This window comes from Ruegeria sp. HKCCA5929 (assembly GCF_013034525.1).
In the GTDB taxonomy this organism is placed as follows: Bacteria; Pseudomonadota; Alphaproteobacteria; order Rhodobacterales; family Rhodobacteraceae; genus Ruegeria.
In genome coordinates, this window is sequence record NZ_WQGE01000002.1 from 805,629 (window position 1) to 831,684 (window position 26,056).

The window sequence follows — 26,056 nt, forward strand, 5'->3', positions numbered from 1 at the left end:
TGCCACCTGCCCCAAGGAATGCTAGGGGCAGCCGGGACTGAGTAAAACCAGAAAAAATGGAGCGCCTGATGGCCGGGGACTATATCGTTAAGGACATTTCACTGGCCGGGTTCGGTCGCAAGGAATTGGACATTGCAGAAACCGAAATGCCGGGGCTGATGTCCCTGCGTGCGGAATACGGTGAAAGCAAACCTCTGAAAGGTGCGCGTATCGTTGGATCGCTGCACATGACCATCCAAACTGCCGTTCTGATCGAAACGCTGGTGGCGCTGGGCGCGGATGTGCGCTGGGCCTCGTGCAACATCTTCTCGACCCAAGACCACGCGGCGGCTGCAATTGCCGAGGCGGGTATTCCGGTCTTCGCCATCAAAGGTCAGACGCTGGAAGAGCATTGGGATTATCTGGACAAGTCCTTCCTGTTCGACGAAGGCCCGAACATGATCCTGGACGATGGCGGCGACGCGACGCTTTACATCCTGCTGGGTGCTCGCGCTGAGGCGGGTGAAGACATTATCCCTGTTCCGGGCTCGGAAGAGGAAGAGGTGATCAAGAAGCAGATCGCGAAACGCATGGAAGCATCGCCGGGCTGGTTCACCAAGATGCGTGACCAGATTCAGGGCGTATCTGAGGAAACCACCACTGGCGTGAACCGCCTGTATCAGCTGGTGAAAGACGGCCACCTGCCGTTCCCTGCGATCAACGTGAATGACTCGGTCACCAAGTCGAAATTTGACAACAAATACGGCTGCAAAGAGTCGCTGGTCGACGGCATCCGCCGCGCCACTGACACCATGATGGCCGGCAAGGTTGCCGTGGTTTGCGGTTACGGCGACGTGGGCAAAGGCTCGGCCGCTTCGCTGCGCGGCGCCGGTGCCCGCGTGAAGGTCACCGAAGTTGACCCGATCTGCGCCCTTCAGGCTGCGATGGACGGTTTCGAAGTCACCCTGTTGGAAGACGAAGTTGCCAGCGCCGACATTTTCATCACCACCACCGGCAACAAGGACGTGATCCGCATCGAGCATATGCGTGCGATGAAGGACATGGCGATCGTTGGCAACATCGGTCACTTTGACAATGAAATCCAGGTTGCCAGCCTGAAGAACCACAAATGGACCAACATCAAGGAACAGGTGGACATGATCGAGATGCCTTCGGGTAACCGCATCATTCTGCTGTCCGAAGGCCGTCTGCTGAACCTCGGCAACGCCACTGGGCACCCGTCGTTCGTGATGTCGGCATCCTTCACCAACCAGGTTCTGGCGCAGATTGAGCTGTTTACCAAAGGCGACCAGTACAACAACGAGGTCTACATCCTGCCCAAGCATCTGGATGAGAAAGTGGCCCGCCTGCACCTGGATCGCATCGGCGTGAAGCTGACCCAGATGGACGCCGATCAGGCTGCCTATATCGGTGTGAAGCCGGAAGGTCCCTACAAGCCGGAACACTACCGCTACTAAGCGCTGTCTGACGATGACTCAGACTTCTGGACGCCGCCGGTTTTTGTACTCGGCGGCGTCTTTCATTTTCAGGCTGGCAGTCGTGGTGATCCTGTTGGGCGGAGGGGGATGGTGGCTGCTTGCGCATCCCAATACTCCGGTGCCTTCTTATTGGAATCCGTTGCGCGATCTGAAAATCAGCGCGCCGGTGACGCCGGTCACAAAATGGCAGCTGAAACGCGCGCTGGCGCATGAGGCACAGTGCCGGGCGGCTTTGGCAGAGGCTGGTGTGCAATTCCCGGCAATGCAGGATCTGGTTGTAGATCAGAATTGTGGCATCAGCGGCCGGGGTTTGCTGTCGCAACTGGTCACGGCGCGAATGGAGCCTGTGGAAACCAGCTGCACCACCACCTTGCGCCTGGCCATGTGGGAACACCACGTCGTGAAACCCGCTGCGCGCGATCTGCTTGGGACCGACATAACCCGATTGCGTCACATCGGCAGCTATAACTGCCGCCGTATGCGCACCGCGCAGGGTGAAAACAGCGGTTGGAGCAGCCACGCCCGCGCGGACTCGATCGACATTATCGGTATGGATACGGCTGATGGTCGAACGCTGACCTTGTTGTCTGACTGGCAGGGCGCAGAACCGGAAGCCGCTTTTCTGCGCCAGATCTGGCGCGGGGCTTGCGAGTGGTTTCGCGTTGTTCTTGGCCCTGATTTCAATCGTTTGCACGCGGACCATTTCCACCTGCAAGGCCCCGGTTGGGGATACTGCCGATAGACCTTTTGGCAGTTACTGTTCCAAACGCGATTTTGGGGGGAGAAATCGCGGATTTTTTTCCTTTTGGAAAAACCGTGGACGCGGCTACTCTTCCGGCCATCGGTGAGGATTGCCGGATTTATGGATTAAGGAGACTGGGATATGGGCAAGCGCGACGAGTTGATCGCTAAATACGCAGAAGATTTGAAAAGCAAATGTGGGATGGACCCCGATATGGACCTGTTGACCAAGGTCACCATCGGTTGCGGTCCGGCGATTTACGACGCAGATGCGGCAACAGTTGCAGCCAGCCAAGACTCCGAACTGGAAACAGTCAAGAACAACTTCCTGATCAAAAAGCTGGGTTTGGCCGACGGGCCGGAACTGATGGAAGGGATCAATAAAGCCATGGAAACCTATGGCACGTCCGAGCGCAACAAATACCGCGCCGTGGTCTATTACATGCTGACCAAGCATTTTGGGAAAGAAGCGGTTTACGGCTGATTTGTCGATAAATTCATGCAACGCCCGTCTTCTTCGGCGGGCGTTTCGCTTTTGAATCGTAGTTTAAATATTTGAGGTTTGAACCACTGGCAGCGGTTGGGCTAAGTTCAAACTGTGACCAGGACGGTCAGAACCAGACATTTCCATACGCGTGTGGTGAGTAGGGAGCACGCGGGGGTAGGGAAGGTTCTGCACCGTCGGAACCTTCCCTTATTTATTGTCTTAGCTCATTGAGTATGCGGTCTATGAAGGTCTCGAAGCTTGTCGGTTGCCGGTCTGAATCGCGGCTTACCCCTCCACCCGAGCCAGCCAGATAGACTTCAATGCGTCCAGGGCGTGTTTTGCTGCCAGAACCTGTGAAGTCCCGCGCAATACCACCCAAAGCCTTGGCAGCAAGATCGGCGTTTTCGGCGTCTGCCGGGTGATAGTACCGCACCTGAGTTTCTCTGATCCGATAGCCTACGCGCGCCGTCGCAACCACATTCGCCCGGCTTTCGTTCAATAGTTCGAATGCCCGGTCGCTGGTGTCTTGCGAGACTCGTGCCGGAACGAACAGTGACACTTCAAGGTCGATCGAAGGTTTAGCGGGTTGAAGTGGTTTTACCTCAGAGTAATTCGGAGTCGCTGATTGCGTGATCTCTTTGGGCAATGGGTCGAAGACTGCTTGTGTCGGCTGCAAAGAACTACGCTTTTTCAGCAGGCCGGAATCGGGATATGGCGGCGCAACGGGAACTGAAAATGACACCGGTTTGGCAAGCGTTTCCGGATCCTCCAAAACAGGTTCAAGTGAGGCGGGAAGAAACACAATCGGCGGGGCAAGTGACGCTTCGGCTTCTTGCAGTGGTGTTTCATCAATTTCAATGGGAGGCGGAACTGGCTTTTTCTCAAGAATCGGAGCTTGTATTTCTTCCTCAGGCGCGGGCGCAGCAGGATCCTCTGGAATTTGCTCGGTTGATGCCGCTGTAGGCGAAAGTGTTTCGTCCAATGCAGGTTCGTCGACAGGATCATTCGATTGCACGACAGAGTTTTCTGGCGTGGACTGTCGGGTTTCAATCAACTTTGTTCCGGCCCAATGCAACAAAGCCCCACAAAGCAGAGCCGCCAAAATGATAGGGATTCGGCTTTTCGAAGGCGGTTTGCTGACGGGTTCGTCCAGATGGAGTGAGCGCACCCGTTCGGACACGATCTCGTCGATCTCAGTGTCATCTGTTGGCGGTAGAAGGTCTGTCTCAGTTGGTTTCAAGCGCGGTGGTTCGCGCGCTTCGACCTTTCCATCAGCCAGCGCGTTTGCACGCTTTTCGCGCGCCTCTTTCAGGCGCGCTTCCCAGGTTTTTGTGTTCTTCGCAGCGACGGCGTCTTCGAGAATCCCACTGCCGCCTTCAACGTCAGACATGGGGTCACACTTTCAAGAAAGACCGAATTTTATTCGAACACCACCAAGCGTCTGCGATTACAAGAAACAGCAGATGGCAAGCCCCCACCCGGCGAAGCCCAGAGAAACATAGCATTTTGTCGAGCGCTTGAGAAGTTTTACGCCACACACAAGGTTTGCACGTCAATCAGGCTGCGTGTCGCCCAGTGCGCAAATCACCTTCCATTCGTCCTCAGTCACCGGCTGCACCGACAAGCGCGAGTTCTTGACCAGCACCATTTCAGCTAGACGTTCGTCCCCCTTGATCTGGTCCAGCGTCACCGGTTTGGCAAAGGGCCGAACTGCCTTGATGTCCACGCATTCCCATCGATCATCATCGGTGGTGCTATCCGGATGAGCTTCGGCGCAGACCTCGACGATGCCTACCACTGATTTGTCTTTTTGCGAGTGGTAAAAGAACCCGCGATCCCCAACGGCCATCTGCCGCATGAAATTGCGCGCCTGATAGTTTCGCACGCCATCCCATTCCTCGCCGCTATCCCCTTTTGCGGATTGCTGATCCCAGCTCCAGGTTGAAGGTTCGGATTTGAACAGCCAATACGCCATCAGCCAATCACCTTTTTCCACGGAATCAGCTCAACCGATTGAAACAACCCCGCCTTGGCGTAGGGGTCATTGTCGGCCCAGGTCTGCGCGGCGGCCGTATCGGCGACGTCCAAAATGATCAACGACCCGATCATAGCATCACCATTCAACAGGGGCCCTGCCTGAGACACCACGCCCGTCTCTTCGATATACGCCAGGTGAGCGGCGCGGTTGTCCAGCCTGGTTTGCAGCGCGTCGGGTTTGTCTTTGGCGATGAGAGCGATCAGCATTTATTCCTCCTTGAGGGGTCGATTGAGCAAGGTTTGAATGGCCTCAGACACACTGTATGCACCGTGGCTCAGATCCGCCACCGTAGTGCTGATAGGCATGTCCAACCCTTCTTTTTCAGCGATGTCCGACATGGCGCGCGCTGTGGCGACACCTTCGACTGTCGTCTGGCTGTCAAAACTCTGGTTTAGACCCAAACTCAGGCCAAAACGGTAATTTCGGGACAAGTCAGACGAACAGGTCAGAACAAGGTCACCCAGTCCCGACAATCCCATCAGAGTATCAGGACGCGCGCCTCGGGCCGTGGCGAATCGCTGCATTTCGACAAAGCCGCGGGTCAGCAATGCCGCGCGCGCGCTGTCGCCCAATCCGGCCCCCATTGTCGCGCCGCATGCGATGGCCATAACGTTTTTTAGCGCACCGCCCAGCTCGGCCCCAACCGTGTCGGTCGTGCGATAAAGACGAAGATTTGTCGTTGTTAGTTCGGCTTGCAGCGTTTTGCCGATCTGGGCATCTGCACATGCCAGTGTCAGCGCAGTTGGCAAGCCGCGTGCGATGTCGTCAGCAAAGCTGGGCCCGGTCAGCAGCGCGATGTTGGCAGTTGGTACAACGCTTTCAATCACGGCTATCGGCCCGAGGCCCGTGGACAATTCGATCCCTTTGCAGCAGGCAACCAGTGTTTTGCCCTGCAACAAGGGTGCATGATCCGTCAAAGCCTGTCGCAGTTTCTGCATCGGCACAGCCAGAAGAAGTGTATCTGCTGTGCACGCTTCCTGTATATCTGCCGTAGCGGCAATGTTTGGCGGCAAGGTTACACCGGGCAGGCGGGCCTCGTTTCTTCGTGCCTCTTGCATTTGTCGCGCTTGGTTTTCGTCACGCGACCACAGCGTAACCTGCCCATTGCCCGCCAATGAAATCGCCAGTGCGGTTCCAAATGCGCCAGAGCCCAGGACAGAAATGCTCATGCCTTGGCCCCTTTCTTGCCACTGCCCAGCATTGCGGGGCTGCGCTGATCCAGAGGCCAACGGGGACGTGCGGTCAGGTCCAGACCGTCGCGCGCGCCGGTGCGAAAACGCTCCAGCCCGGCATAGGCGATCATGGCGGCGTTGTCCGTGCACAAGGGCAGCGGCGGGGCCGTGAATCGCGTGCCTTTTTCCGCACAAACAGTCTCTAACGCAGCACGAATGGCTGAATTTGCCGCGACGCCTCCGGCAACGGCGATGACGGGTTCGGAAGGGTTGAGGACCAGATACTGGTCCATCGCGCGTCGGGTTTTCTCGGCCAAGGTGTCCACAATCGCTTGTTGGAATCCGGCGCATAAATCCGCGCGGTCCTGACGGGTCAGCCCGCCCTTTTCGGCAACGATCTGGTCGCGCATCCGCATCAAAGCCGTTTTCAACCCCGAGAAGGACAGATCGCAACCGGGCCGGTCCAGCAGCGGCCGGGGAAAGCGAAAGCGTTTGGGATCCCCTGCGCGGGCCTCAGCTTCAACAGACGGACCGCCGGGTTGTGGCAGGCCCAGAAGGCGCGCGGTTTTGTCGAAGGCTTCTCCGGGCGCATCATCAATTGTGCCGCCAAGGCGCGAGAAGTGCTCGGGCCCGTGGGCGATCAGGTATTGGCAATGGCCGCCAGAGACCAGAAGCATCAAATAGGGAAAGCTGATCCCGTCCGTCAGACGTGGTGTCAGCGCGTGCCCGGCAAGGTGATTGACGCCGATCAGGGGCAGGCCGGTCGCGGCACTCAGCCCTTTGGCGCACATGACGCCGGACATGACGCCGCCGATCAGGCCCGGGCCCGCTGTGACGGCAATGGCATCCATATCGCGCAGATCAAGGTCGGCGGACTCCAGCGCTTGTTTTACGCAGATGTCGAGCTTTTCCGCATGCGCTCGCGCGGCGATTTCGGGCACAACACCGCCATAGGCACTGTGCAGATCGGTTTGACCATGTACCACCGACGACAGAATTTCAGCATCCGCGCCGTCGGTTTGGCGCACAACGGCGGCAGCCGTGTCGTCACAGCTACTTTCCAAACCCAGCACGGTAAGTGTTTGCACCATCACCCTGATCCGTTGCATCATGTTACCAACGGCGGGGTATCACCCTGCGCGGATGCAAACAATCCTCAAGGGCCAAGGCGCCATACGTTGTATTTGTTGATGACCCGCCCGCGTGCAGCCTCGAAACGGTTTGTCGCGCAACTGCCAACCCGCGTCAGATCCCGGGTTCAGGTTATCTATTCTCCTATTCTCGAGATCCGACCCTTGAGCGTCGCGGTCGAAACAGAGGGAGTGAAGGGCCTGATTTTCACCTCGGCCAACGCGGTGAATGCGGCGGCTTCCAAAGGTGTTGATCGCACGTTGCCTGCTTATTGCGTCGGTCCGTCGACGACCGGGACCGCCAAAGGTTACGGCTGGCAGGCCGAGATGGTTGGGGCCACAGCCGAAGAGCTTGTGGGATATTTGCTGAAGAATCGGCCCGACAGCCCTTTGTTGCATTTACGGGGCGAGCACACACGCGGCAACATCGCGGCTCGACTTACCGAATCCGGTCTGACTGTGCGCGAGAAGCCGGTTTATCAGCAACTTCTGTTGCCGCTAACACCCGAGGCGGCAGACGCCGCAGACCGAAATTTGCCAGTCATCGCCCCATTATTTTCACCGCGTACGGCGCGACATTTTGCCGATATTTGGTCCGGCTCAGCGCCGCTTTGGCTTGCCGCAATCAGTCAGGCAACGGCTGATCCCCTTTATTCCATGGACTATGCGCACCTAAAGATCGCCAAAGCGCCGACACCCAAGAAAATGCGTAAGGCAGTTAAAAAGCTTGTAAAACATGTGTTGCGGGTTGAGGGAGGCGAGGTCCCCGATTAACTTAACTTGGGCTGTTATTCATCTGAATTTGGATTCGATAAGGGGAATATTGCGGTGGCTGGTAAGAAGAAATCCGACGAAAAGCCGGTGGAAGACCCCAAGGCAGACGACGTTGTTGAATCCGAGCTGCAACAGGAAGATACGCCTGTTGACCCCGATGAACCTGTAGCAGAAGACCTTTCCGAAGCCGAAGCCGAAGCCGAAGCCGAAGCCGAAGCCGAAGCCGAAGCCGAAGCCGAAGCAAAACCGGAAGAGGCCGCCCCGGTCAAAGAAAAAACTGTCGAGCGTGTGGTGGAAAAGCGCGGTGGATTTGCGCCTGCTTTGCTGGGCGGGGCTGTCGCCGCTGTAGTCGGATTTGCGCTGGGCAGTGGTGGGCTGCTACCGGGTGGAACCGACCACTCGGACGCTCTGGCGGCACTGGAATCGAAACTGGCGGATCAGTCGGATCAGATTGCGAAGCTGTCTCAGACGCTGGCAAACACTCCAGACGTTTCTGGTCTGACCGATCAGGTCAAAGCCCTGTCTGACAAGCTGGCACCGGTCGAAGGTGACCTGAACGCGGTCAAATCATCAGTTGATGCGCTGTCCGGCCAGGTCACGCCTTTATCGGAACGGATCGCAACGCTTGAGAAAGCCCCAATCGAAGCCAACACATCACCTGAGGCCACTGCCGCATTTGAGGCTGAGCTTAAAAAGCTTCAGGATTCGCTGGCGGCGCAACGGGCTGAGGTCGAAAAGATGGTGTCGGACGCGCAAGCGCTCGAGGCGAAAGCATCTGCCGAAGCTCAGACGGCATCAAATGCTGCGGTTCTGTCTCGTGTGCATGGGCAGTTGGATGCGGGCCAACCCTATTCCGAACTGGTTGCGGAATTGAAGGCGGGTGGTGTCGATGTGCCTGACGCATTGAGCGCGCCGGCTGACAAAGGTGTGGAAACCTTGTCGTCACTTCGGGCTTCTTTTGAGCCAGCAGCCCGAAATGCTTTGGCAAACGCGCGTGATGCGGACAAGGGCACCGGCCTGATTGCCTTTTTGCAACGGCAAACGGGTGCGCGTTCGGTCACGCCACAAGAAGGGGATGGGCCGGACGCCGTTCTGTCGCGCGCTCAGGCTGCGCTGGCGAACGGAGACCTGTCCAAAGCGTTGAGCGAGCTGAAATCGCTTCCCGAAGCGGCGCAGACCGCGATGGCCGATTGGGAGCAGGCGGCTCAGACACGGGTCGCTGCCGTCGATGCGGCGAATACTTTGGCTTCTGGCCTGAACTCGAACTGAAGGACCTGCCATGCTGTGGTCACTGTTTAAGATCCTCGTTTTTGTTGCGATTATTGGCCTGCTGGCGTTGGGCGGTCAGTTCCTGATGCAAACCAGCGGTGGTGTGCAGATCACCGTCGCGGGCACGGAATTCACGCTTGGACCATTACAGTCCGTGATTGCGCTGGGCGTGCTGGTATTTGCCGTCTGGCTGTTCTTCAAACTACTCAGCCTTTTGGTTGCCACGCTTAAGTTCCTCAACGGCGATGAAACGGCCCTGTCGCGATATTTCGACCGCAGCCGCGAACAGCGCGGGTATCAGGCGCTGTCGGATGGTCTGATGGCACTGGCTTCGGGTGAGGGGCGTGCAGCAATGACCAAAGCCAACAAGGCCGAGAAGCTGCTGAACAAGCCGGAACTGACAAATCTGTTGGTGGCGCAGGCGGCCGAGATGACGGGCGACACCAAAAAAGCGGCTGAAACCTACAAGAAACTTGTCACCAACAACGCGACCCGTTTTGTCGGCGTGCGCGGGATCATGAAGCAGAAGCTGGCTGAAGGTGATGACGAAACGGCCCGCAAGTTGGCCGAAAAGGCTTTGGCAATCAAACCGCGCCATGCAGAAACGCAAGACGTTTTGCTGAACCTGCAAACCAAGGCCCAGGACTGGGCCGGGGCGCGTTCGACCCTGTCTTCCAAATTGAAAGCGGGCTATCTGCCGCGTGACGTGTTCAAGCGCCGCGACGCGGTTCTGGCTTTGTCCGAGGCGAAGGATATTCTGAACGAAGATGCGAGCTTAGAACAGCAGGAACACGCGATCGAGGCCAATCGACTGTCACCTGATCTGGTTCCTGCCGCAGCCATGGCCGCCCGTGCTTACATCGCCAAAGGCAAACCCCGCCCGGCAACCAAGATTCTGAAAAAGGCCTGGGAGGCGCAACCTCATCCAGATTTGGCCCATGCCTTTGCCGAGATTGCGCCGGATGAAACGCCTGCGGAAAGGCTCAAGCGTTTTACCGCGCTGACCCGCATTCACCCCGAGAATTTGGAAACCCGTTTGATTCTTGCCGAGTTGAACATCGTAGCCGAAGATTTCCCTGAAGCCCGCCGTGCGCTGGGAGATGTGGTGGAAAAACAAGGAGATGCGCGTGCTTTCACCTTGATGGCCGCCATTGAGCGCGGCGAAGGTGCTTCGGACGCTGTTGTACAGGGATGGCTGGCAAAGGCGCTCAACGCACCGCGTGGTCCGCAGTGGGTGTGTGACAATTGTCATGACATCCAACCCGAATGGGTCCCGGTTTGCCAGAATTGCGGTAGCTTCGATACGCTCAGCTGGCAAACGCCCCAGACGCCCGAGATCGCAAGCGCGACCGGTGTTCACATGTTGCCACTGATCGTGGGTGCACTTGAAGACAAGGCGGACGATCCGGAAGAGGCAGAGCCGCTGGACGAGACTGAAACGGTTGAAGCGACAGCGGAGCCCGTCGAAGTTGCAGAAGAGACCGAAGTTCAGAAACAGGCCTGAGCCTGACACAGACCAATTTGGTCATCACATCTGAGTCAGTGTGCCTTTGAGCCTCCGGTCGCTGATCGGAGGCTTTTCTGTGTCGAAAGCTATGGCGTGGTCTGAACCTCCGAATTGCGAATACCTTGATCCGCTTCAATTTCGGACTTTTAGCGATGTGCTTCAGGGCAAGCCGTGACGTTTTGATTTGCACCCGGAGCAGGGATCAGAACGGAACGCACAACGCAGACAGAGCTTGACGTAGACAGGTACGCTCTACCGCAACCGCGTTTATTTTCAGCATGTTAGGAAAAATTTGGTGCCCAGGAGAGGACTCGAACCTCCACGTCCATACGGACACTAGCACCTGAAGCTAGCGCGTCTACCAATTCCGCCACCTGGGCAGGTGTCGTGAGGGGGCGTTTAAGCCCAGTGGCGGAGGGCGTCAACCAGATTCGCAGAGATTTTTGAAAGTTTTTTGAATTTGCTCCTGAGCCGCTGAATTGGCTCGGCGCATTTCACTCCTCACGCGGCGAATTAGCGCCTTGTTAGGAAGGCTTGCGGGCGTTAGGTCTAGGGCGCAATTTCTCAGCAGGAGCCCTCTCATGTCGAAACTGGTGACGATTTATGGCGGATCGGGATTTGTCGGTCGCTACATCGCGCGGCGCATGGCAAGTGAAGGGTGGCGTGTACGGGTAGCAGTGCGCCGCCCGAACGAGGCGATGTTCGTGAAGCCCTATGGCGTCGTCGGCCAGGTCGAACCGGTGTTGTGCAACATCCGCGATGACGCGTCCGTTGCATTAGCCATGCACAGTGCGGATGCTGTGGTCAACTGCGTTGGTGTTCTGAACGAACTGGGCAAAAACGATTTTGGTGCTGTACAGGCCGAAGGGGCCGAGCGTATTGCGCGATTGGCGGCTGAGCAGGGGATTGAACGAATGGTTCATGTCTCGGCCATTGGCGCTGATGCCAACGCCGCCAGCGAATATTCTCAGACCAAGGCGCAGGGTGAAGAGGGCGTGTTGAAGCACATGCCAAACGCGGTGATCCTGCGGCCTTCCGTGATTTTTGGCACAGAGGATCAATTCTTCAACCGCTTCGCCGGTATGACGCGCATGGGGCCGTTCCTGCCATTGGTTGGGGCCGAAACCAAATTCCAGCCGGTTTTTGTGGATGATGTGGCCAAGGCTGCGGTCAAAGGTGTTCTGGGACAGGCCGAACCTGGCGTGTATGAGCTGGGTGGTCCCGAGGTCAAAACCTTCCGCGCTTTGATGCAGCAGATGCTGGAAGTGATCCATCGTCGTCGCGTTATCATCGGTATGCCGTTCTTTGCCGCTCGGATCATGGCGGGTGTTCTGGATATCGTGAAGTTTGTCAGTTTCCAGTTGTTCCCGAACAACATTCTGACCCGCGATCAGCTGAAGAACCTGCGGAACGACAATGTGGTGTCCGATGGAGCAAGGTCTTTCGCCGATCTTGAGATCACGCCGACCACGTTGGAATCTGTGCTGCCGGAATACTTGTGGAAGTTCCGCCCCTCGGGTCAGTATGACGAGATTCAGAATTCGGCGAAGAACCTGCGGACTGATCAGCTGTAGGCCATGAACAGCAGGATCGCGCCAAGAATGACGCGGTAGATGACGTAGGGTGTGAAGCTGACGCTGCGCAGTAGCCGCATCATCAGGCTGAGTGCCAAAAGAGCTGAGATAAAAGCAAACACCGCAGCAATGGCGCCGTCGCGCGCCAACCGTGCGTCGGCGTTTCCTATCACATCCAAAGAAAGCAAGGTGCCAGAGGCAAGGATCGTCGGGATCGACATCAACATGGCAATCCGCGCGCCGTCTTCGCGGGTATAGCCTAACTGGCGCGCGCCAGTGATGGTGATTCCAGACCGTGATGTGCCTGGGATCAGGGCAAGAACCTGCCACAACCCCATTTTGAACGCGTCGCGTACGCCCCAATCAGCGCTTTCTTTGGTTTGTGGGGCTTTCTGGTCCATCCAATACAGCAACAGACCGAAACCCAACATGGTCCAACCAATTACAGTGATCGAACGCATGGCCTCACTCAGCCCGGTCATATACAGGATGAAGCCTGCGATCACTGTCGGGATTGTTGCGATGATCAGGCCCAGGGCCAAGCGTGCTTGTTCTGTGTCAGTACGGCCAATCAAGGCATGCGGTAGGCCCGAAATGGCGCGTTTAACGTCCGGCCAGAAATACAGAACGACCGCGCCAAGGGTTCCCACATGCACCGCAACGTCTATGGTTTGCCCCTGATCCTGCAGGCCCGTCAGGTTTGGCAAAAGGATCAGGTGACCTGATGAAGATATGGGCAAAAACTCAGTGATTCCCTGAATAATTGCTACGAGAATCAGGTGGAAAAGACTCATCTGCCCTGCCGAGTTACGGTCACTATTGCTTTCCTTGTATGGGTATAAGGGTGGTGCAAGAAAAGAAAGCACACAAATAGGTCCGAAGCGGAACTAAAATTCGGTTACTTTTTCTGAAATTGACTTGCAGATGGTCGATTTTCTCAATTTAGGTCAGTATAATTGACTTTTAATCCGTAAGACTATCTCGTAAAGAGACCGGACCAAGCCAATTCATGGAGTCTGACCCGTGGCCAAGCAACCGATGCTGAAATTTGTGCAGATCGACCGGGACATGCCGGATAAACGCGCCGCTGATGTGCGCAAGGAAGACTTCAACGAGATCTATGCGGAATATGCCGCTGCCAAAGCGGAAGAACAAGCCAGCCGGTGCAGCCAATGTGGCGTGCCCTATTGCCAGTCGCACTGCCCGCTGCACAACAACATCCCCGACTGGCTGAACCTTACGGCCACCGGTCGTCTGGAAGAGGCGTATCAGACCAGCCAAGCGACCAATACCTTCCCTGAAATCTGCGGCCGTATCTGTCCGCAGGACCGTTTGTGCGAAGGCAATTGTGTGATCGAACAATCGGGTCATGGTACCGTGACCATCGGCACGATCGAGAAATACATCACCGACACCGCTTGGGACAAAGGCTGGGTGAAGCCTGTCGCGCCCACCGCAGAGCGCAGCGAAAGTGTGGGTATCATCGGTGGTGGCCCCGGTGGGTTGGCTGCTGCAGACATGCTGCGCCGTGCCGGAATTCAGGTCACTGTCTACGACCGCTATGATCGTGCGGGTGGATTGTTGATGTATGGTATCCCGGGTTTCAAACTTGAAAAGGACGTTGTGCAACGGCGCAACGATCTGCTGTCTGAAGGCGGCGTGACATTTGAGCTGAACTGCGACGTCGACGCCGAGAAATTTGCAGAAATCCATGCCAAGCATGACGCGGTTATCATTGCAACTGGCGTTTATAAATCGCGTGACTTGTCCATGCCAGGAAGTGGGTTGGGTGGAATCGAGAAAGCCATCGATTTCCTGACTGCCTCGAACCGCAAAAGCTTTGGCGACGACGTAGAAGACTTCGACAATGGCCGACTGAATGCTGAAGGCAAGAAAGTGGTTGTGATCGGTGGCGGCGACACGGCAATGGACTGTGTGCGTACCTCGATCCGTCAGGGCGCGACCTCGGTCAAATGTCTGTACCGACGCGACCGTGCCAATATGCCTGGCTCGCAACGTGAAACACAAAATGCCGAGGAAGAAGGCGTTGTCTTTGAATGGCTCAGCGCGCCCAAAGGGTTCACCGGTGACGACAAAGTAACCGGCGTGATGGTGCAGAAGATGCGTCTGGGGCAACCCGATGCTTCGGGCCGTCAGGCTCCGGAAGTCATCGAAGGTGCGGATTATGTGGAAGAGGCCGATCTGGTCATCAAGGCGCTGGGTTTTGAGCCTGAGGACCTGCCCACTCTGTTCGGCCAACCGGATTTGCCTGTGACACGCTGGGGCACCGTTAAGGCTGCATTCCAGACAGGTGAGACCGAAATGGATGGCGTCTATGCCATTGGTGATATCGTGCGCGGTGCATCGCTGGTCGTCTGGGCGATCCGCGACGGTCGCGACTGTGCCGACGCGATCATCGACCGTTTCAACGCCAAAGCGGCCATCGCAGCCGAATAAGCTCAAGGATTATCAGGGTTCGACGCCAAGACGTCCCCTTGAAAGAAGGAAACAGCCAATGACCAAATATGATGCCGATTGGGTCCGAGCCGAGGAAGCCAAACGCGAATGGATGGCGGAAAACGGTCTCTATTCCAAGGAAGAAGAGCATTCATCGTGTGGTGTGGGCCTAGTTGTATCTGTAGATGGCAAGCCGTCACGCAAGGTGGTGGACGCGGGGATTGATGCACTAAAGGCGATTTGGCACCGTGGTGCTGTGGACGCCGACGGCAAAACCGGCGACGGCGCGGGTATTCACGTTCAGATCCCTGTTCCTTTCTTCTATGACCAAATTCGCCGCACCGGGCACGAACCCAAACTAGACGAGCTTATCGCAGTGGGGCAGGTTTTCCTGCCGCGCACAGATTTTGGTGCACAGGAAAGCTGCCGGACCATCGTGGAAACCGAAGTTCTGCGCATGGGCTACTACATCTATGGCTGGCGTCACGTGCCGGTCGATGTGACTTGCCTGGGCGAAAAAGCCAATGCGACCCGCCCCGAGATCGAACAGATTCTGATCTCGAACTCCAAGGGTGTGGACGAAGAGACATTTGAGCGTGAGCTATACGTGATCCGGCGCCGCATCGAAAAAGCCGCGACTGCCGCGGGTATTTCAGGGCTTTATCTGGCGTCGTTGTCCTGCCGTTCGATCATCTACAAGGGCATGATGCTGGCCGAACAGGTCGCCGTGTTCTATCCCGACCTGATGGACGAGCGCTTTGAGTCCGCTTTTGCGATCTATCACCAGCGTTACTCCACCAATACGTTCCCGCAGTGGTGGCTGGCTCAACCCTTCCGAATGTTGGCCCATAACGGCGAGATCAACACGCTGAAAGGCAATATAAATTGGATGAAAAGCCATGAGATCCGCATGGCCAGTGGTTCTTTTGGTGACTACGCTGAGGACATCAAGCCGATCATCGCTGGCGGATCGTCGGATTCGGCCGCATTAGACTCGGTTTTCGAGGTTTTGGTGCGTGCCGGCCGGTCTGCGCCCATGGCGAAAACCATGCTGGTCCCGGAAAGCTGGTCCAAACAGGCGGTAGAGCTGCCTCAGGCGTGGCGCGACATGTATTCCTACTGCAACTCGGTGATGGAGCCGTGGGATGGACCTGCTGCACTGGCGATGACCGATGGTCGTTGGGTCTGTGCCGGACTGGATCGGAACGGTCTGCGCCCCATGCGCTATGTGGTTACCGGTGACGGGCTTGTCATTGCAGGGTCCGAGGCGGGCATGGTTCCGATCGACGAGGCAAGCGTCACTGAAAAAGGCGCGCTTGGCCCCGGTCAGATGCTGGCCGTGGACATGAAGAAAGGCAAGCTGTACCGCGACAGACAGATCAAGGACAAACTGGCACGTGCGTTGCCCTTTGGTGAGTGGGTTGGCAAGATCAACGATCTGGACGACACGTTGGCCGGTGTCAGCGAAGCCCCGATTTTTTCTGGCGAAGAGCTGCGTAAGCGTCAGATCGCTGCGGGGTATTCGGTCGAAGAGCTAGAGCAGATCCTTGCCCCGATGGCCGAGGATGGCAAAGAAGCGCTTGCTTCAATGGGGGACGACACGCCCTCGGCTGTTTTGTCGAAACAGTACCGGCCACTCAGCCATTTCTTCCGCCAGAACTTTAGTCAGGTGACCAACCCACCGATCGACAGTTTGCGCGAATACCGGGTGATGTCGCTGAAAACACGCTTTGCCAACCTCAAGAACGTGTTGGATGAGGACAGCAGCCAAACCGAGATCATCGTTCTGGAAAGCCCCTTTGTTGGAAACGCCCAATGGGACAAGTTGGTCGAAAATTTTGATGCGCCCTTGGTTGAAATCGACTGTAGCTTTGAATCTGGCCGTGGTGCACTGAGTGTCGCTTTAGCCCGTGTTAGAGCCGAATCAGAAGAAGCCGTTCGGTCCGGTGCAGGACATATCGTGTTGTCTGACATGAACACGGGCGAGGGCCGGATTGCGATGCCGATGATTTTGGCAACCAGTGCAATTCACTCACACCTGACCCGGCAAGGGCTACGGACGTTCTGCTCTTTGAACGTGCGTTCCGCTGAATGTATCGACCCGCATTATTTTGCCGTTCTGATCGGGTGCGGTGCGACCGTAGTGAATGCCTATCTGGCAGAAGATTCTCTGTCCGATCGCATTGATCGTGGTCTGTTGGACGGAACCCTGACCGAGAATGTCGCCCGTTATCGCGAAGCTATCGATCAGGGCCTGCTGAAGATTATGGCCAAGATGGGTATTTCGGTGATCTCGTCCTATCGTGGCGGGCTGAACTTTGAGGCCGTGGGCCTCAGCCGCGCCATGGTGGCCGAGTATTTCCCGGGCATGACCAGCCGGATTTCGGGGATCGGTGTGACGGGTATTCAAGCCAAGCTTGAAGACATCCACGCTAAGGCTTGGGACAGCGGTCTGGATGTTCTGCCTATTGGTGGTTTCTACAAGGCGAGGAAATCGGGTGAAACCCACGCGTGGGAAGCGACCTCGATGCACATGATGCAAATGGCCTGTAACCGCGCTTCTTATGAGTTGTGGAAGCAGTATTCGGCCAAGATGCAATCGAATCCGCCGATCCACTTGCGCGACCTGATGGATTTCAAACCCATGGGCAACGCGATCCCGATTGAAGAGGTCGAATCGATCACCTCGATCCGCAAGCGCTTTGTCACGCCGGGCATGTCTTTGGGTGCACTCAGCCCCGAGGCGCATAAGACGCTGAACGTGGCGATGAACCGGATTGGTGCGAAATCCGATTCAGGCGAGGGTGGCGAAGATCCGGCGCATTTCGTGCCCGAGCCCAATGGCGACAACCCATCCGCCAAGATCAAACAGGTGGCTTCGGGCCGGTTTGGTGTAACCGCAGAATACCTGAACCAGTGCGAAGAGCTTGAGATCAAGGTGGCTCAAGGTGCCAAACCGGGTGAGGGTGGTCAGCTGCCGGGCATGAAGGTCACCGACCTGATCGCGCGTCTGCGTCATTCGACCAAGGGCGTGACGCTGATCTCACCGCCGCCGCACCACGATATCTACTCGATCGAGGATCTGGCGCAGTTGATCTATGACCTCAAGCAGATCAACCCGCGTTGCAAGGTGACAGTCAAGCTGGTCGCATCTTCGGGCGTTGGCACAATTGCTGCCGGTGTGGCCAAGGCAAAAGCCGATATTATCCTTATTTCGGGTCACAATGGCGGAACTGGTGCGTCACCAGCGACCTCGATCAAATACGCGGGCCTACCGTGGGAGATGGGCCTGACCGAAGCGCATCAGGTGTTGGCGATGAACAACTTGCGCGACCGCGTAACCTTGCGGACCGATGGTGGCCTGCGCACTGGACGTGACATTGTTATGGCCGCGATGATGGGGGCCGAAGAATACGGGATCGGCACTGCTGCGCTGATTGCGATGGGCTGTATCATGGTGCGTCAGTGCCAATCGAACACCTGTCCGGTTGGTGTGTGTACGCAAGACGAAAGCCTGCGCGCCAAGTTCACCGGAAATGCGGACAAGGTGGTGAACCTGATCACCTTCTACGCGCAGGAAGTGCGTGAGCTTCTGGCCAGCCTTGGTGCCCGCTCGATGGATGAGATCATTGGTCGTGCCGATCTGCTGGCTCAGGTCAGCCGTGGGTCAGCGCATCTGGATGATCTGGACCTGAACCCGTTGCTGATCACCGTCGATGGTGCACACAACATCGTTTACAACCGCGACAAGGATCGGAATGCTGTACCCGATACTCTGGACGCCGAAATCGTGCGCGACGCGGCGCGGTTCCTGAAGGACGGCGAGAAGATGCAACTGTCTTACGCGGTGCAGAACACGCATCGGACGGTGGGTACTCGTGTCTCCAGTCATATCGTTCAGAATTTTGGTATGCGGAATACGTTCCAGGACGACCACCTGCACGTGAAACTGCAAGGATCTGCCGGTCAGTCATTGGGTGCATTTGCCGCGCCGGGTCTGAAGCTGGAAGTTTCGGGCGATGCCAACGACTATGTCGGCAAGGGACTTTCGGGTGGCATGATCGTCGTGCGCCCACCGCAGGTCAGCCCACTGAAAGCAGACGAGAACACCATCATCGGCAACACCGTTTTGTACGGTGCAACCGATGGCCATCTGTTTGCTGCCGGTCGCGCGGGCGAGCGGTTCGCCGTGCGCAACTCGGGCGCCAAGGTGGTGATCGAGGGCTGTGGCTCGAATGGCTGTGAATACATGACAGGTGGTGTTGCGGTGATCCTTGGCGACATCGGTGCCAATTTTGGTGCCGGCATGACAGGTGGCATGGCCTATCTGTATGATCCCGAAGGCAAAGCCCAAGCGCTGATGAACATGGAAACCCTTGTCACCTGCCCGGTTTCTGTTGCGCATTGGGAAGAACAGCTGAAGTCGCTGATCATACGCCACGCAGAAGAGACCTATAGCCGGAAAGCCGCAGACATCCTGCAACACTGGGACGTTGAAAAAGGCAACTTCCTTCAAGTTTGCCCCAAAGAGATGCTGAATAAGCTGAGCCATCCGCTGAGCATCGAAGCCACCGCAGTTCCAGCAGAATAAGGCCTGCTGCAAAGCTTTATCGGCTGAAAAGCACTAAATAACAGGCCTCGCGTGTCATTTGCACCACGCGGGGCCTGGTTTGTTTACACTGTTTTTTCGGGATTCTTGCCTGTGCAACGGAATTTCGCCAATCTTCCCCGGAATTCGAGCGAAAACCATGGGCTGCTTCAGATGTCCCGTGGCGTAAACCGGGGGCGGCAGAGTGCCAACAACATATCGCGACCAGTTCTACACCTTTGATCCGGCGAACCCTCCGCCTGTGGGAACGGCAATTGCTGTCGCCAGTTTCGATTTCACGGACGTTGATGATGACAACGAAATCGATGCGCCCAGTGGTGATACTGTCAATGGGCAGGACGTCACATCGTCATGGCCAGGGGATACGGTCACCATCAATGTGACCGGAGTTGGTAATGTCACCTATGTCGGAACCACGTTCTATCTGGCCGATGGGTCTCGGGTGTTCACCCCGACAGACGGTCAGGTTTTACAGCCAGGGACGTTGGTTTCGACAAGTTTCGTCAACACACAGGGACCGCTGGATGTTGGTACTTTGGGTCCGCCCTGTTTCACGCCGGGCACTATGATTGCAACGCCTGACGGGGAACGCACGGTGGAAGACCTGAAAGCTGGTGATCTGGTCACGACACTGGACCATGGCCCTCAGCCCTTGATCTGGGTTGGGCGCACAAGGGTCGAGGCCAAAGGGAAACTGGCCCCAATCCGATTTGAGGCAGGCGTTTTCGATCTGGACTGTCCGCTTCTTGTCTCGCCGCAGCATAGGATGCTGATCGAGGATTGGCGCGCATCCTACTTGTTTGGACACGCCGAGGCGCTGATCGCGGCCCATGTTCTTGTCAACGGCGATACAGTGACCCGCGTTGAAGGCGGGGAGGTGGAATACGTTCACCTGCTGTTCAAGAGGCATGAAATCATCATCGCCAACGGGGCAAAAAGTGAAAGCTATTATCCGGGTCACGCTTTGACGGCCGCGGACCGAGAGACCCAAAGCGAAGTGTTGCACCTGTTTCCTGAACTGGCCGGAGCGGACCCGATGTCGCTGGAAACGGCGCGCCCGGTCGTCCACCCGCGAGAGGCGCGCGCCTTGGGAATTTAGGCCGTTTCAAACCCCGGCGACGCGTCGTATAGCTGAGATATGGCGAAGAAAGCAGCCCGCAAATCAGGCGGAAAAAAAAGTAAGGCAACCAAACGGAAATCAACTGTGGCCCAAACGGTCCGTCGTTGGGCGACACGTGCCGCTTTGGCGATTACCGGCCTCGTGGTCGCCTTGGTCTTGTTCTATTCGGTTGTAAACCCGCCGGTAACCCACACCATATGGTCCGAGTGGCGGCGGTTGGGCAAAGTCGAACGCGAGTGGGTTCCGATAGAAGAGATTTCCCCGATCATGGCCCGATCGGTTGTCGCGGCGGAAGATGCGAATTTCTGCCAGCACTGGGGATTCGATGTTGAAGCCATACGTGACGCACTTGAAGGCGGCGGCAATCGCGGCGCGTCGACTATCACGCAGCAGGTGGTGAAGAACGTGTTTCTCTGGCAAGGGCGCAGCTGGGTGAGGAAGGCGATGGAAACCTCAATCACCCCGGTGGTTGAGATCTTCTGGAGCAAGCAGCGTATTCTCGAAGTCTATCTGAACGTTGCAGAAACCGGTAACGGCGTGTTTGGCGTTGAAGCAGCGGCACAGCGCTATTTCAACCGAAGTGCTGCGCAATTGACTTCTGTTCAGGCGGCCCGGATTGCTGCCATTCTACCATCACCGCGCAATCGTTCGGTCACAGATCCAAGCGTGCGCACGCGTCGACGCGCAGCTTCGATTCTGGATGGGGCGGCCACCATCCGCGCAGATGGTCGCGCAGATTGTTTCGAGGATTGAAACCCGCCGCCCTCAAGGGCTAAATCAGTCGGGTATGCACTGGTTCGATTGGAAGCCCATGGCGCGTCTGTTTCACGTTCCCCTCTCTCCGTATTGCCGCAAGGTCCGATTGTCTTTGGCCGAGAAGAAGATCGAAGTTGAATTGGTCGAGGAGCGATACTGGGAACAGGATCCGGACTTTCTGCGCCGAAATCCGGCGGGAAAAGTGCCGGTGTTGCGTTTGGACGGGCAAATCATGTCGGAAAGTGCGGCGATCTGCGAATATATCGAAGAAACTCGCCCCGAACCGCCCTTGATGCCGAAAAACCCCGAAGCTCGGTTTGAAGTTCGTCGCCTTGTGGGATGGTTTGACGACAAGTTCCATCACGAAGTGACATCGAAGCTTTTATATGAGCGAGTGAACAAGAAGGTGACCGGTCAGGGATACCCGGACAGCAAGAATGTCAAACAGGGTGCCAAGGCGATCAAGTATCATCTGGACTATATGGCCTGGCTGCTGGATCACCGCCGATGGCTGGCCGGGGATCAAATGACTTTGGCCGATTTCGCGGCGGCGGCACATTTGTCGGCGCTGGATTATATCTCGGACGTAGACTGGAACCGCAGCCAGGTGGTCAAGGATTGGTACGCGAAGATCAAGTCGCGCCCGGCGTTTCGGTCCATTCTGGCGGATCAGGTGCCAGGGTTTCGGCCGCCGCCTCATTACGCCGATCTGGATTTCTGATAGGGTTCAGCAGGGGGCTGCCTGCCCCCATCGCGCCGGGGGCGCGATTCCCCCGGAGGTATTTTGGGCCAGATGAAGAGCGGATCGGACCTGAAGAAAAAGCTGGTGCAACAGGCCCTGGCAGAGGGGTTTGTGTCGTGCCGCGTGTGCCGTCCTTGGGATGTTCCGCAGGTGCCCGAACGCCTTGGGGCGTTTTTGGAGGCCGGGTATCACGGACAGATGGGGTGGATGGCTGAGCGGGTGCATTGGCGCGGTGATCCCGCCGCCCTGTGGCCTGAGGCGCGGTCTGTGATCATGTTGGCTGAAAGCTACACGCCAGAGCATAACCCGACAGAGGTTCTGAACCATCCGGATCGCGGCGCTATTTCCGTTTATGCACAGAACAAGGATTACCATGATCTGGTGAAGAAACGCCTCAAGCGATTGGCGCGATGGTTGATTGCTGAAGCGGGGGGCGAGGTAAAGGTTTTTGTCGACACCGCTCCGGTTCCGGAAAAAGCCTTGGGGCATGCTGCTGGCCTTGGGTGGCAGGGCAAGCACACCAACCTTGTCAGTCGTGAATGGGGGAATTGGGCTTTTATAGGCTCTGTTTTTACGACAATTGAGTTACCGTCGGACGCGCCGGAGGTAGATCACTGTGGTTCGTGTCGCGCCTGTCTGGACAGCTGCCCGACCGATGCGTTTCCGGCCCCGTATCAATTGGATGCACGGCGGTGCATTTCGTACCTGACCATTGAACATAAAGGTCCAGTGGAGCCCGAGTTGCGCAATAAGATGGGCAATCGGATCTATGGTTGCGATGACTGCTTGGCGGCTTGTCCCTGGAACAAGTTTGCCGTCGCTGCCAGCGATATACGCTATGCCGCCCGGGCTGATCTGAAAGCACCGTCACTGGCAGAGCTGGCGGCGCTGGATGATGCGGCCTTTCGTTCGAAGTTCTCTGGTTCACCCATCAAGCGCATCGGGCGGGACCGGTTCGTCCGGAATGTGCTTTACGCCATTGGAAACTCGGGTCACTCAAACTTGAGGCCGGTTGCACAGGTGTTGACAAGCGACCCGGATGAAACCGTGGCCGACGCGGCACGCTGGGCGGTAGAACAGCTGTCATAAATGCCGCAAACAGGCTGGACGCGTCGCGCATAACCGCTACACCCAATCGCAGCGAACAGTAAGGAGGACCCGATGACTCTGTCTTTGGGGGTGGATACGGGCGGAACCTATACCGATGCGGTGTTGATCCGGGATGAGAAAGAGGTGATCGCCTCGGCCAAGTCGCTGACCACGCGTGCGGATTTGGCCATCGGTGTGGGCAAGGCGATCTCTGCCGTGCTGGAAGACGCGCAGGTCTCGCCGGATCAGATTGCGATGGCGTCATTGTCCACGACACTGGCCACAAATGCTTTGGTTGAAGGGCAGGGTGGGCGTGTCGGGCTGATCTATATCGGGTTCAAGACGAATGATCTGGTAAAGCATGGCTTGAAGGACGCGCTGAAAGATGATCCGGCGCTTGTGATTGCGGGTGGCCATACACATTCCGGCGGCGAAGCTTCGCCGCTGGATACTGCCGCCTTGGAGCAGTTTTTAGACAATCACAAAGGCATTTCTGGCTTTGCGATTGCGGCCCAATTCGCAACCCGTAATCCAGCGCATGAGCTGGAGGCGGCGCGGATCGTATCTGAAAGGACCGGTGCGCCGGTGACATGTTCGCATCATTTGTCGGCCAAGTTGAACGGGCCGAAACGTGCTGTGACGGCGGTACTGAATGCGCGTTTGATCGGAATGATTGATCGTCTGATCGGACGCGCGCAAGATCAATTGCGCGTTCTGGGAATCTCGGCCCCGATGATGGTTGTGCGTGGCGATGGAGCTTTGATGAGCGCCGAACAGGCGCGGGAGCGCCCGATTGAGACCATCCTGAGCGGTCCGGCGGCTTCGATTGTCGGTGCGCGCTGGCTGACCGGGGCTGACAATGCGCTGGTGTCGGATATTGGTGGAACCACAACTGATGTTGCGCTGATCCGGGATGGCAAGCCTGCTATTGATCCAGGCGGCGCGCAAGTCGGTGGATTTCGAACCATGGTCGAGGCTGTGGCGATGCGCACACATGGTTTGGGAGGGGACAGCCAGGTTCATGTTGTGACCGAAGGGTTGCAGGGTGGCGTGTTTCTGGGGCCTCGGCGTGTTCTGCCCGTGTCTTTGATCGCAGCGGAAGCGCCTGAGGTTGTGCACGCCATTCTGGACGAACAACTGCGAGCGACCACGGTGGGCGAGCACGACACCCGATTTGTGCGACGCGTGCCGGGTGTGCATGCGGATGGTGTCGGCGCTCGGGAAGAGATGTTGTTGGAACGTCTGGGCGATCAGGTTCTTCCGCTTGGCGCACTGTTGCGGTCGCGGATGGAGAATGGCGCACTGAATCGCTTGGTCGACCGCGGGATCGTCCAAGTCTCGGGCGTGACGCCGTCGGACGCGAGTCATGTATTGGGCCGCGTCGATGCTTGGGATTCTGAAGCTGCACGCAAGGCCTTGGAGCTGGTGGCCCGGAAACGGGTCGGATCCGGGGACATGCTGGCAAATTCGCCAAAGGCATTGGCGCAGATGATCGTGGATCAATTGACGGAACAGACCAGTTTGACCTTGTTAGAGGCTGCTTTTGATGAAGAGCAGGACGATTTCGGATTGTCACCCCAGGAATTGGCGCGGCATGTGTTGACGCAGCGTGGGTTGGCGCAACATCGTGGTTTGTTGTCGTTAAATGCCGCGTTGAACGTGGATGTGGTGGGCCTTGGAGCGTCAGCCCCCAGCTATTACCCCGCAGTGGGCGAGCGGTTGCACTGTCGCATGATCCTGCCCGAGCACGCTGGCGTAGCGAATGCGATCGGCGCGGTTGTTGGACGACTGACATTGCGGCGGTCTGGTACGGTCACGTCACCGACCGAAGGGCGGTATCGTGTGCATCTTGAGGACGGGCCACAGGATTTTTCTGCATCGGATGAAGCGCTGGCGTTGTTGGAACGGGTTTTGAAATTCGAAGCCGAGAGTGCAGTCAGAGAAGCCGGCGCGGAAGATATCCGGGTGATCGTGGATCGCGATATCAAAACGGCGCGGGTCGAGGCCAAGGATGTTTTTGTCGAAGCCATGATTACGGTCGAGGCAAGCGGGCGACCAAGGGTGGCGACAGGCTAGCCCCCCTGAAGAGTTCAGAGGGGCCGGGCAGGTGGTGCTTTATTCTGCGGCGCTGGCGCGTTTAGGAAGGACCCAATCCGGGCGCGGGAAGTGGCAGGTATAGCCGTTCGGAATGCGCTCCAGATAATCCTGATGCTCTGGCTCGGCCTCCCAGAAATCTCCGACAGGTTCAACTTCGGTCACGACCTTGCCGGGCCACAGGCCACTGGCGTTCACGTCAGCGATGGTATCGACCGCAACCTGCTGCTGAGCGTCGTCCACATAATAGATTGCCGAGCGATAGCTCATGCCGCGATCGTTGCCTTGACGGTTAATCGTAGTCGGATCGTGGATTTGGAAAAAGAACTCCAACAGGTCGCGATAGCTGATCTGCGACGGATCAAACCAGATCTCGATCCCTTCGGCGTGGGTACCGTGGTTGCGATAGGTCGCGTTGGGCACATCGCCGCCGGTGTAACCGACGCGGGTGCGTGAAACGCCCGGCATTTTGCGGATCAGGTCCTGCATGCCCCAAAAGCAGCCTCCGGCCAGTACAGCGCGTTGTTCGGTCATCAGATGTCCTCCACATGAATCAGATATTCGCCATATCCTTCGGCTTCCATTTCGTCACGATGGATGAACCGAAGAGAGGCGGAGTTGATGCAATAGCGTAGCCCGCCATGTTCGCGCGGGCCATCGGGAAAGACATGCCCCAGATGGCTGTCGCCGTGTTTCGAGCGGACCTCGGTCCGGATCATACCATGCGTTGTATCGCGAAACTCTTCCACATGTTCATGGATGATCGGCTTGGTAAAACTGGGCCAGCCGCACCCGGATTCGTATTTGTGGGTCGAGGCGAAAAGTGGCTCACCAGATACGATGTCCACATAGATCCCCGGTTCCTTGTTGTTCAGGTATTTTCCGGTGCCTGGACGTTCAGTCCCACTGCGTTGAGTGACGTGAAACTCTTCGGGCGAAAGCGCAGCGATGGCCGTGGGGTCTTTGGTATAGCGGGTCATGGATCCTCCGGCTGGTAAAGTATTGTGCCATAATCTGGG

General features: G+C 57.1%; 22 protein-coding genes and 1 tRNA gene. 14 read left to right on the forward strand and 9 right to left on the reverse strand.

Annotated features, from left to right (window positions below):
* Positions 1-68 precede the first annotated feature (68 nt).
* From ahcY to GOV90_RS08765, 3 genes are all read left to right on the forward strand, one after another.
* Positions 69-1,457: an adenosylhomocysteinase gene (gene ahcY, locus GOV90_RS08755; protein ID WP_171093342.1), complete on the forward strand. Its 1,389-nt coding sequence runs from the start codon at positions 69-71 to the stop codon at positions 1,455-1,457.
* Positions 1,458-1,470: 13 nt separating this feature from the next.
* Positions 1,471-2,220: an extensin family protein gene (locus GOV90_RS08760; RefSeq protein ID WP_171092727.1), complete on the forward strand. Its 750-nt coding sequence runs from the start codon at positions 1,471-1,473 to the stop codon at positions 2,218-2,220.
* Between the two features lie 141 nt (positions 2,221-2,361).
* Positions 2,362-2,703 carry a DUF2853 family protein gene (locus GOV90_RS08765; protein ID WP_171092725.1) on the forward strand — a complete coding sequence of 114 codons (342 nt, stop codon included), beginning with the start codon at positions 2,362-2,364 and terminating at the stop codon, positions 2,701-2,703.
* Positions 2,704-2,917: 214 nt separating this feature from the next.
* Here the strand turns inward: GOV90_RS08765 and GOV90_RS08770 are convergent, their stop codons facing one another.
* From GOV90_RS08770 to tsaD, 5 genes are all read right to left on the reverse strand, one after another.
* The gene (locus tag GOV90_RS08770; protein WP_171172836.1) at positions 2,918-4,096 is read right to left on the reverse strand and encodes a hypothetical protein; all 1,179 of its coding nucleotides are present in this window, start codon (positions 4,094-4,096) and stop codon (positions 2,918-2,920) included.
* 162 nt (positions 4,097-4,258) lie between these two features.
* The gene (locus tag GOV90_RS08775; protein ID WP_171092721.1) at positions 4,259-4,681 is read right to left on the reverse strand and encodes an EVE domain-containing protein; all 423 of its coding nucleotides are present in this window, start codon (positions 4,679-4,681) and stop codon (positions 4,259-4,261) included.
* On the reverse strand, positions 4,681-4,950 hold the full coding sequence (locus GOV90_RS08780; RefSeq protein WP_171092719.1) for a YciI family protein: 270 nt from the start codon (positions 4,948-4,950) through the stop codon (positions 4,681-4,683). Before GOV90_RS08780 ends, GOV90_RS08775 begins: the two co-directional genes overlap by 1 nt.
* Positions 4,951-5,913 carry an NAD(P)H-dependent glycerol-3-phosphate dehydrogenase gene (locus tag GOV90_RS08785; protein WP_171092717.1) on the reverse strand — a complete coding sequence of 321 codons (963 nt, stop codon included), beginning with the start codon at positions 5,911-5,913 and terminating at the stop codon, positions 4,951-4,953.
* Entirely contained in the window at positions 5,910-7,007 is a 1,098-nt protein-coding gene (gene tsaD, locus GOV90_RS08790) for a tRNA (adenosine(37)-N6)-threonylcarbamoyltransferase complex transferase subunit TsaD (RefSeq protein WP_171092715.1), read from the reverse strand. The genes GOV90_RS08785 and tsaD overlap by 4 nt, the downstream gene beginning before the upstream one ends.
* Before the next feature lie 99 nt (positions 7,008-7,106).
* On the opposite strand from tsaD, the gene GOV90_RS08795 reads away from it, so the two are divergent.
* The 3 genes from GOV90_RS08795 to GOV90_RS08805 are packed head-to-tail and all read left to right on the forward strand — an operon-like array spanning position 7,107 to position 10,593.
* Positions 7,107-7,820 carry a uroporphyrinogen-III synthase gene (locus GOV90_RS08795; protein ID WP_171092713.1) on the forward strand — a complete coding sequence of 238 codons (714 nt, stop codon included), beginning with the start codon at positions 7,107-7,109 and terminating at the stop codon, positions 7,818-7,820.
* A 54-nt stretch (positions 7,821-7,874) separates the two neighbouring features.
* Complete coding sequence (locus GOV90_RS08800; RefSeq protein ID WP_171092665.1) at positions 7,875-9,089, forward strand: hypothetical protein; 1,215 nt, start codon at positions 7,875-7,877, stop codon at positions 9,087-9,089.
* Positions 9,090-9,099: 10 nt separating this feature from the next.
* Positions 9,100-10,593 carry a heme biosynthesis protein HemY gene (locus GOV90_RS08805; RefSeq protein ID WP_171092711.1) on the forward strand — a complete coding sequence of 498 codons (1,494 nt, stop codon included), beginning with the start codon at positions 9,100-9,102 and terminating at the stop codon, positions 10,591-10,593.
* Between the two features lie 296 nt (positions 10,594-10,889).
* On the opposite strand, the gene GOV90_RS08810 is transcribed toward GOV90_RS08805, so the two are convergent.
* A tRNA-Leu gene (locus GOV90_RS08810) sits at positions 10,890-10,976 on the reverse strand.
* 201 nt (positions 10,977-11,177) lie between these two features.
* On the opposite strand from GOV90_RS08810, the gene GOV90_RS08815 reads away from it, so the two are divergent.
* Positions 11,178-12,170, forward strand: a complete 993-nt coding sequence (locus tag GOV90_RS08815) for a complex I NDUFA9 subunit family protein (protein WP_171092709.1) — start codon at positions 11,178-11,180, stop codon at positions 12,168-12,170.
* Here GOV90_RS08815 and GOV90_RS08820 read toward each other — a convergent pair.
* A complete protein-coding gene (locus tag GOV90_RS08820; protein WP_171092707.1) occupies positions 12,161-12,964 on the reverse strand; it encodes an undecaprenyl-diphosphate phosphatase in 804 nt (267 codons plus the stop codon). The two genes, GOV90_RS08815 and GOV90_RS08820, sit on opposite strands and share 10 nt — an antisense overlap.
* Before the next feature lie 229 nt (positions 12,965-13,193).
* Here GOV90_RS08820 and GOV90_RS08825 point away from each other — a divergent pair, with 229 nt between their 5' ends.
* From GOV90_RS08825 to GOV90_RS08855, 7 genes are all read left to right on the forward strand, one after another.
* Complete coding sequence (locus GOV90_RS08825) at positions 13,194-14,627, forward strand: NAD(P)-dependent oxidoreductase (RefSeq protein WP_171092705.1); 1,434 nt, start codon at positions 13,194-13,196, stop codon at positions 14,625-14,627.
* 58 nt (positions 14,628-14,685) lie between these two features.
* Positions 14,686-19,218, forward strand: a complete 4,533-nt coding sequence (gltB, locus tag GOV90_RS08830) for a glutamate synthase large subunit (protein ID WP_171092703.1) — start codon at positions 14,686-14,688, stop codon at positions 19,216-19,218.
* A gap of 202 nt (positions 19,219-19,420) precedes the next feature.
* Positions 19,421-20,335 (forward strand): Hint domain-containing protein, encoded by a 915-nt coding sequence (locus GOV90_RS21360; RefSeq protein WP_171092701.1) that lies wholly within the window; start codon positions 19,421-19,423, stop codon positions 20,333-20,335.
* Positions 20,336-20,374: 39 nt separating this feature from the next.
* Positions 20,375-21,109: a monofunctional biosynthetic peptidoglycan transglycosylase gene (gene mtgA / locus GOV90_RS08840; protein ID WP_171092699.1), complete on the forward strand. Its 735-nt coding sequence runs from the start codon at positions 20,375-20,377 to the stop codon at positions 21,107-21,109.
* Positions 21,110-21,167: 58 nt separating this feature from the next.
* Positions 21,168-21,833, forward strand: a complete 666-nt coding sequence (locus GOV90_RS08845; RefSeq protein WP_171093340.1) for a glutathione S-transferase family protein — start codon at positions 21,168-21,170, stop codon at positions 21,831-21,833.
* 72 nt (positions 21,834-21,905) lie between these two features.
* Positions 21,906-22,943 (forward strand): tRNA epoxyqueuosine(34) reductase QueG, encoded by a 1,038-nt coding sequence (queG, locus tag GOV90_RS08850; RefSeq protein ID WP_171092697.1) that lies wholly within the window; start codon positions 21,906-21,908, stop codon positions 22,941-22,943.
* Between the two features lie 72 nt (positions 22,944-23,015).
* Positions 23,016-25,019: a hydantoinase/oxoprolinase family protein gene (locus tag GOV90_RS08855; RefSeq protein ID WP_171092695.1), complete on the forward strand. Its 2,004-nt coding sequence runs from the start codon at positions 23,016-23,018 to the stop codon at positions 25,017-25,019.
* A gap of 39 nt (positions 25,020-25,058) precedes the next feature.
* On the opposite strand, the gene msrA is transcribed toward GOV90_RS08855, so the two are convergent.
* On the reverse strand, positions 25,059-25,571 hold the full coding sequence (gene msrA, locus GOV90_RS08860; protein WP_171092693.1) for a peptide-methionine (S)-S-oxide reductase MsrA: 513 nt from the start codon (positions 25,569-25,571) through the stop codon (positions 25,059-25,061).
* Positions 25,571-26,017, reverse strand: a complete 447-nt coding sequence (gene msrB, locus GOV90_RS08865; RefSeq protein ID WP_171092690.1) for a peptide-methionine (R)-S-oxide reductase MsrB — start codon at positions 26,015-26,017, stop codon at positions 25,571-25,573. The genes msrA and msrB overlap by 1 nt, the downstream gene beginning before the upstream one ends.
* Positions 26,018-26,056 lie beyond the last annotated feature (39 nt).

Bases quoted from the DNA above. Each gene is read 5' to 3' on its own strand.
- GOV90_RS08820 (WP_171092707.1), bottom strand. From the start codon at position 12,964: ATGAGTCTTTTCCACCTGATTCTCGTAGCAATTATTCAGGGAATCACT.
- tsaD (WP_171092715.1), bottom strand. From the start codon at position 7,007: ATGGTGCAAACACTTACCGTGCTGGGTTTGGAAAGTAGCTGTGACGAC.
- GOV90_RS08795 (WP_171092713.1), top strand. From the start codon at position 7,107: ATGACCCGCCCGCGTGCAGCCTCGAAACGGTTTGTCGCGCAACTGCCA.
- GOV90_RS08760 (WP_171092727.1), top strand. From the start codon at position 1,471: ATGACTCAGACTTCTGGACGCCGCCGGTTTTTGTACTCGGCGGCGTCT.
- msrB (WP_171092690.1), bottom strand. From the start codon at position 26,017: ATGACCCGCTATACCAAAGACCCCACGGCCATCGCTGCGCTTTCGCCC.
- GOV90_RS08845 (WP_171093340.1), top strand. From the start codon at position 21,168: ATGGCGCGTCTGTTTCACGTTCCCCTCTCTCCGTATTGCCGCAAGGTC.
- GOV90_RS08805 (WP_171092711.1), top strand. From the start codon at position 9,100: ATGCTGTGGTCACTGTTTAAGATCCTCGTTTTTGTTGCGATTATTGGC.
- GOV90_RS08785 (WP_171092717.1), bottom strand. From the start codon at position 5,913: ATGAGCATTTCTGTCCTGGGCTCTGGCGCATTTGGAACCGCACTGGCG.
- msrA (WP_171092693.1), bottom strand. From the start codon at position 25,571: ATGACCGAACAACGCGCTGTACTGGCCGGAGGCTGCTTTTGGGGCATG.
- mtgA (WP_171092699.1), top strand. From the start codon at position 20,375: ATGGCGAAGAAAGCAGCCCGCAAATCAGGCGGAAAAAAAAGTAAGGCA.
- gltB (WP_171092703.1), top strand. From the start codon at position 14,686: ATGACCAAATATGATGCCGATTGGGTCCGAGCCGAGGAAGCCAAACGC.
- GOV90_RS08775 (WP_171092721.1), bottom strand. From the start codon at position 4,681: ATGGCGTATTGGCTGTTCAAATCCGAACCTTCAACCTGGAGCTGGGAT.
- GOV90_RS08815 (WP_171092709.1), top strand. From the start codon at position 11,178: ATGTCGAAACTGGTGACGATTTATGGCGGATCGGGATTTGTCGGTCGC.
- GOV90_RS08855 (WP_171092695.1), top strand. From the start codon at position 23,016: ATGACTCTGTCTTTGGGGGTGGATACGGGCGGAACCTATACCGATGCG.
- queG (WP_171092697.1), top strand. From the start codon at position 21,906: ATGAAGAGCGGATCGGACCTGAAGAAAAAGCTGGTGCAACAGGCCCTG.
- GOV90_RS08780 (WP_171092719.1), bottom strand. From the start codon at position 4,950: ATGCTGATCGCTCTCATCGCCAAAGACAAACCCGACGCGCTGCAAACC.
- GOV90_RS08770 (WP_171172836.1), bottom strand. From the start codon at position 4,096: ATGTCTGACGTTGAAGGCGGCAGTGGGATTCTCGAAGACGCCGTCGCT.
- ahcY (WP_171093342.1), top strand. From the start codon at position 69: ATGGCCGGGGACTATATCGTTAAGGACATTTCACTGGCCGGGTTCGGT.
- GOV90_RS08765 (WP_171092725.1), top strand. From the start codon at position 2,362: ATGGGCAAGCGCGACGAGTTGATCGCTAAATACGCAGAAGATTTGAAA.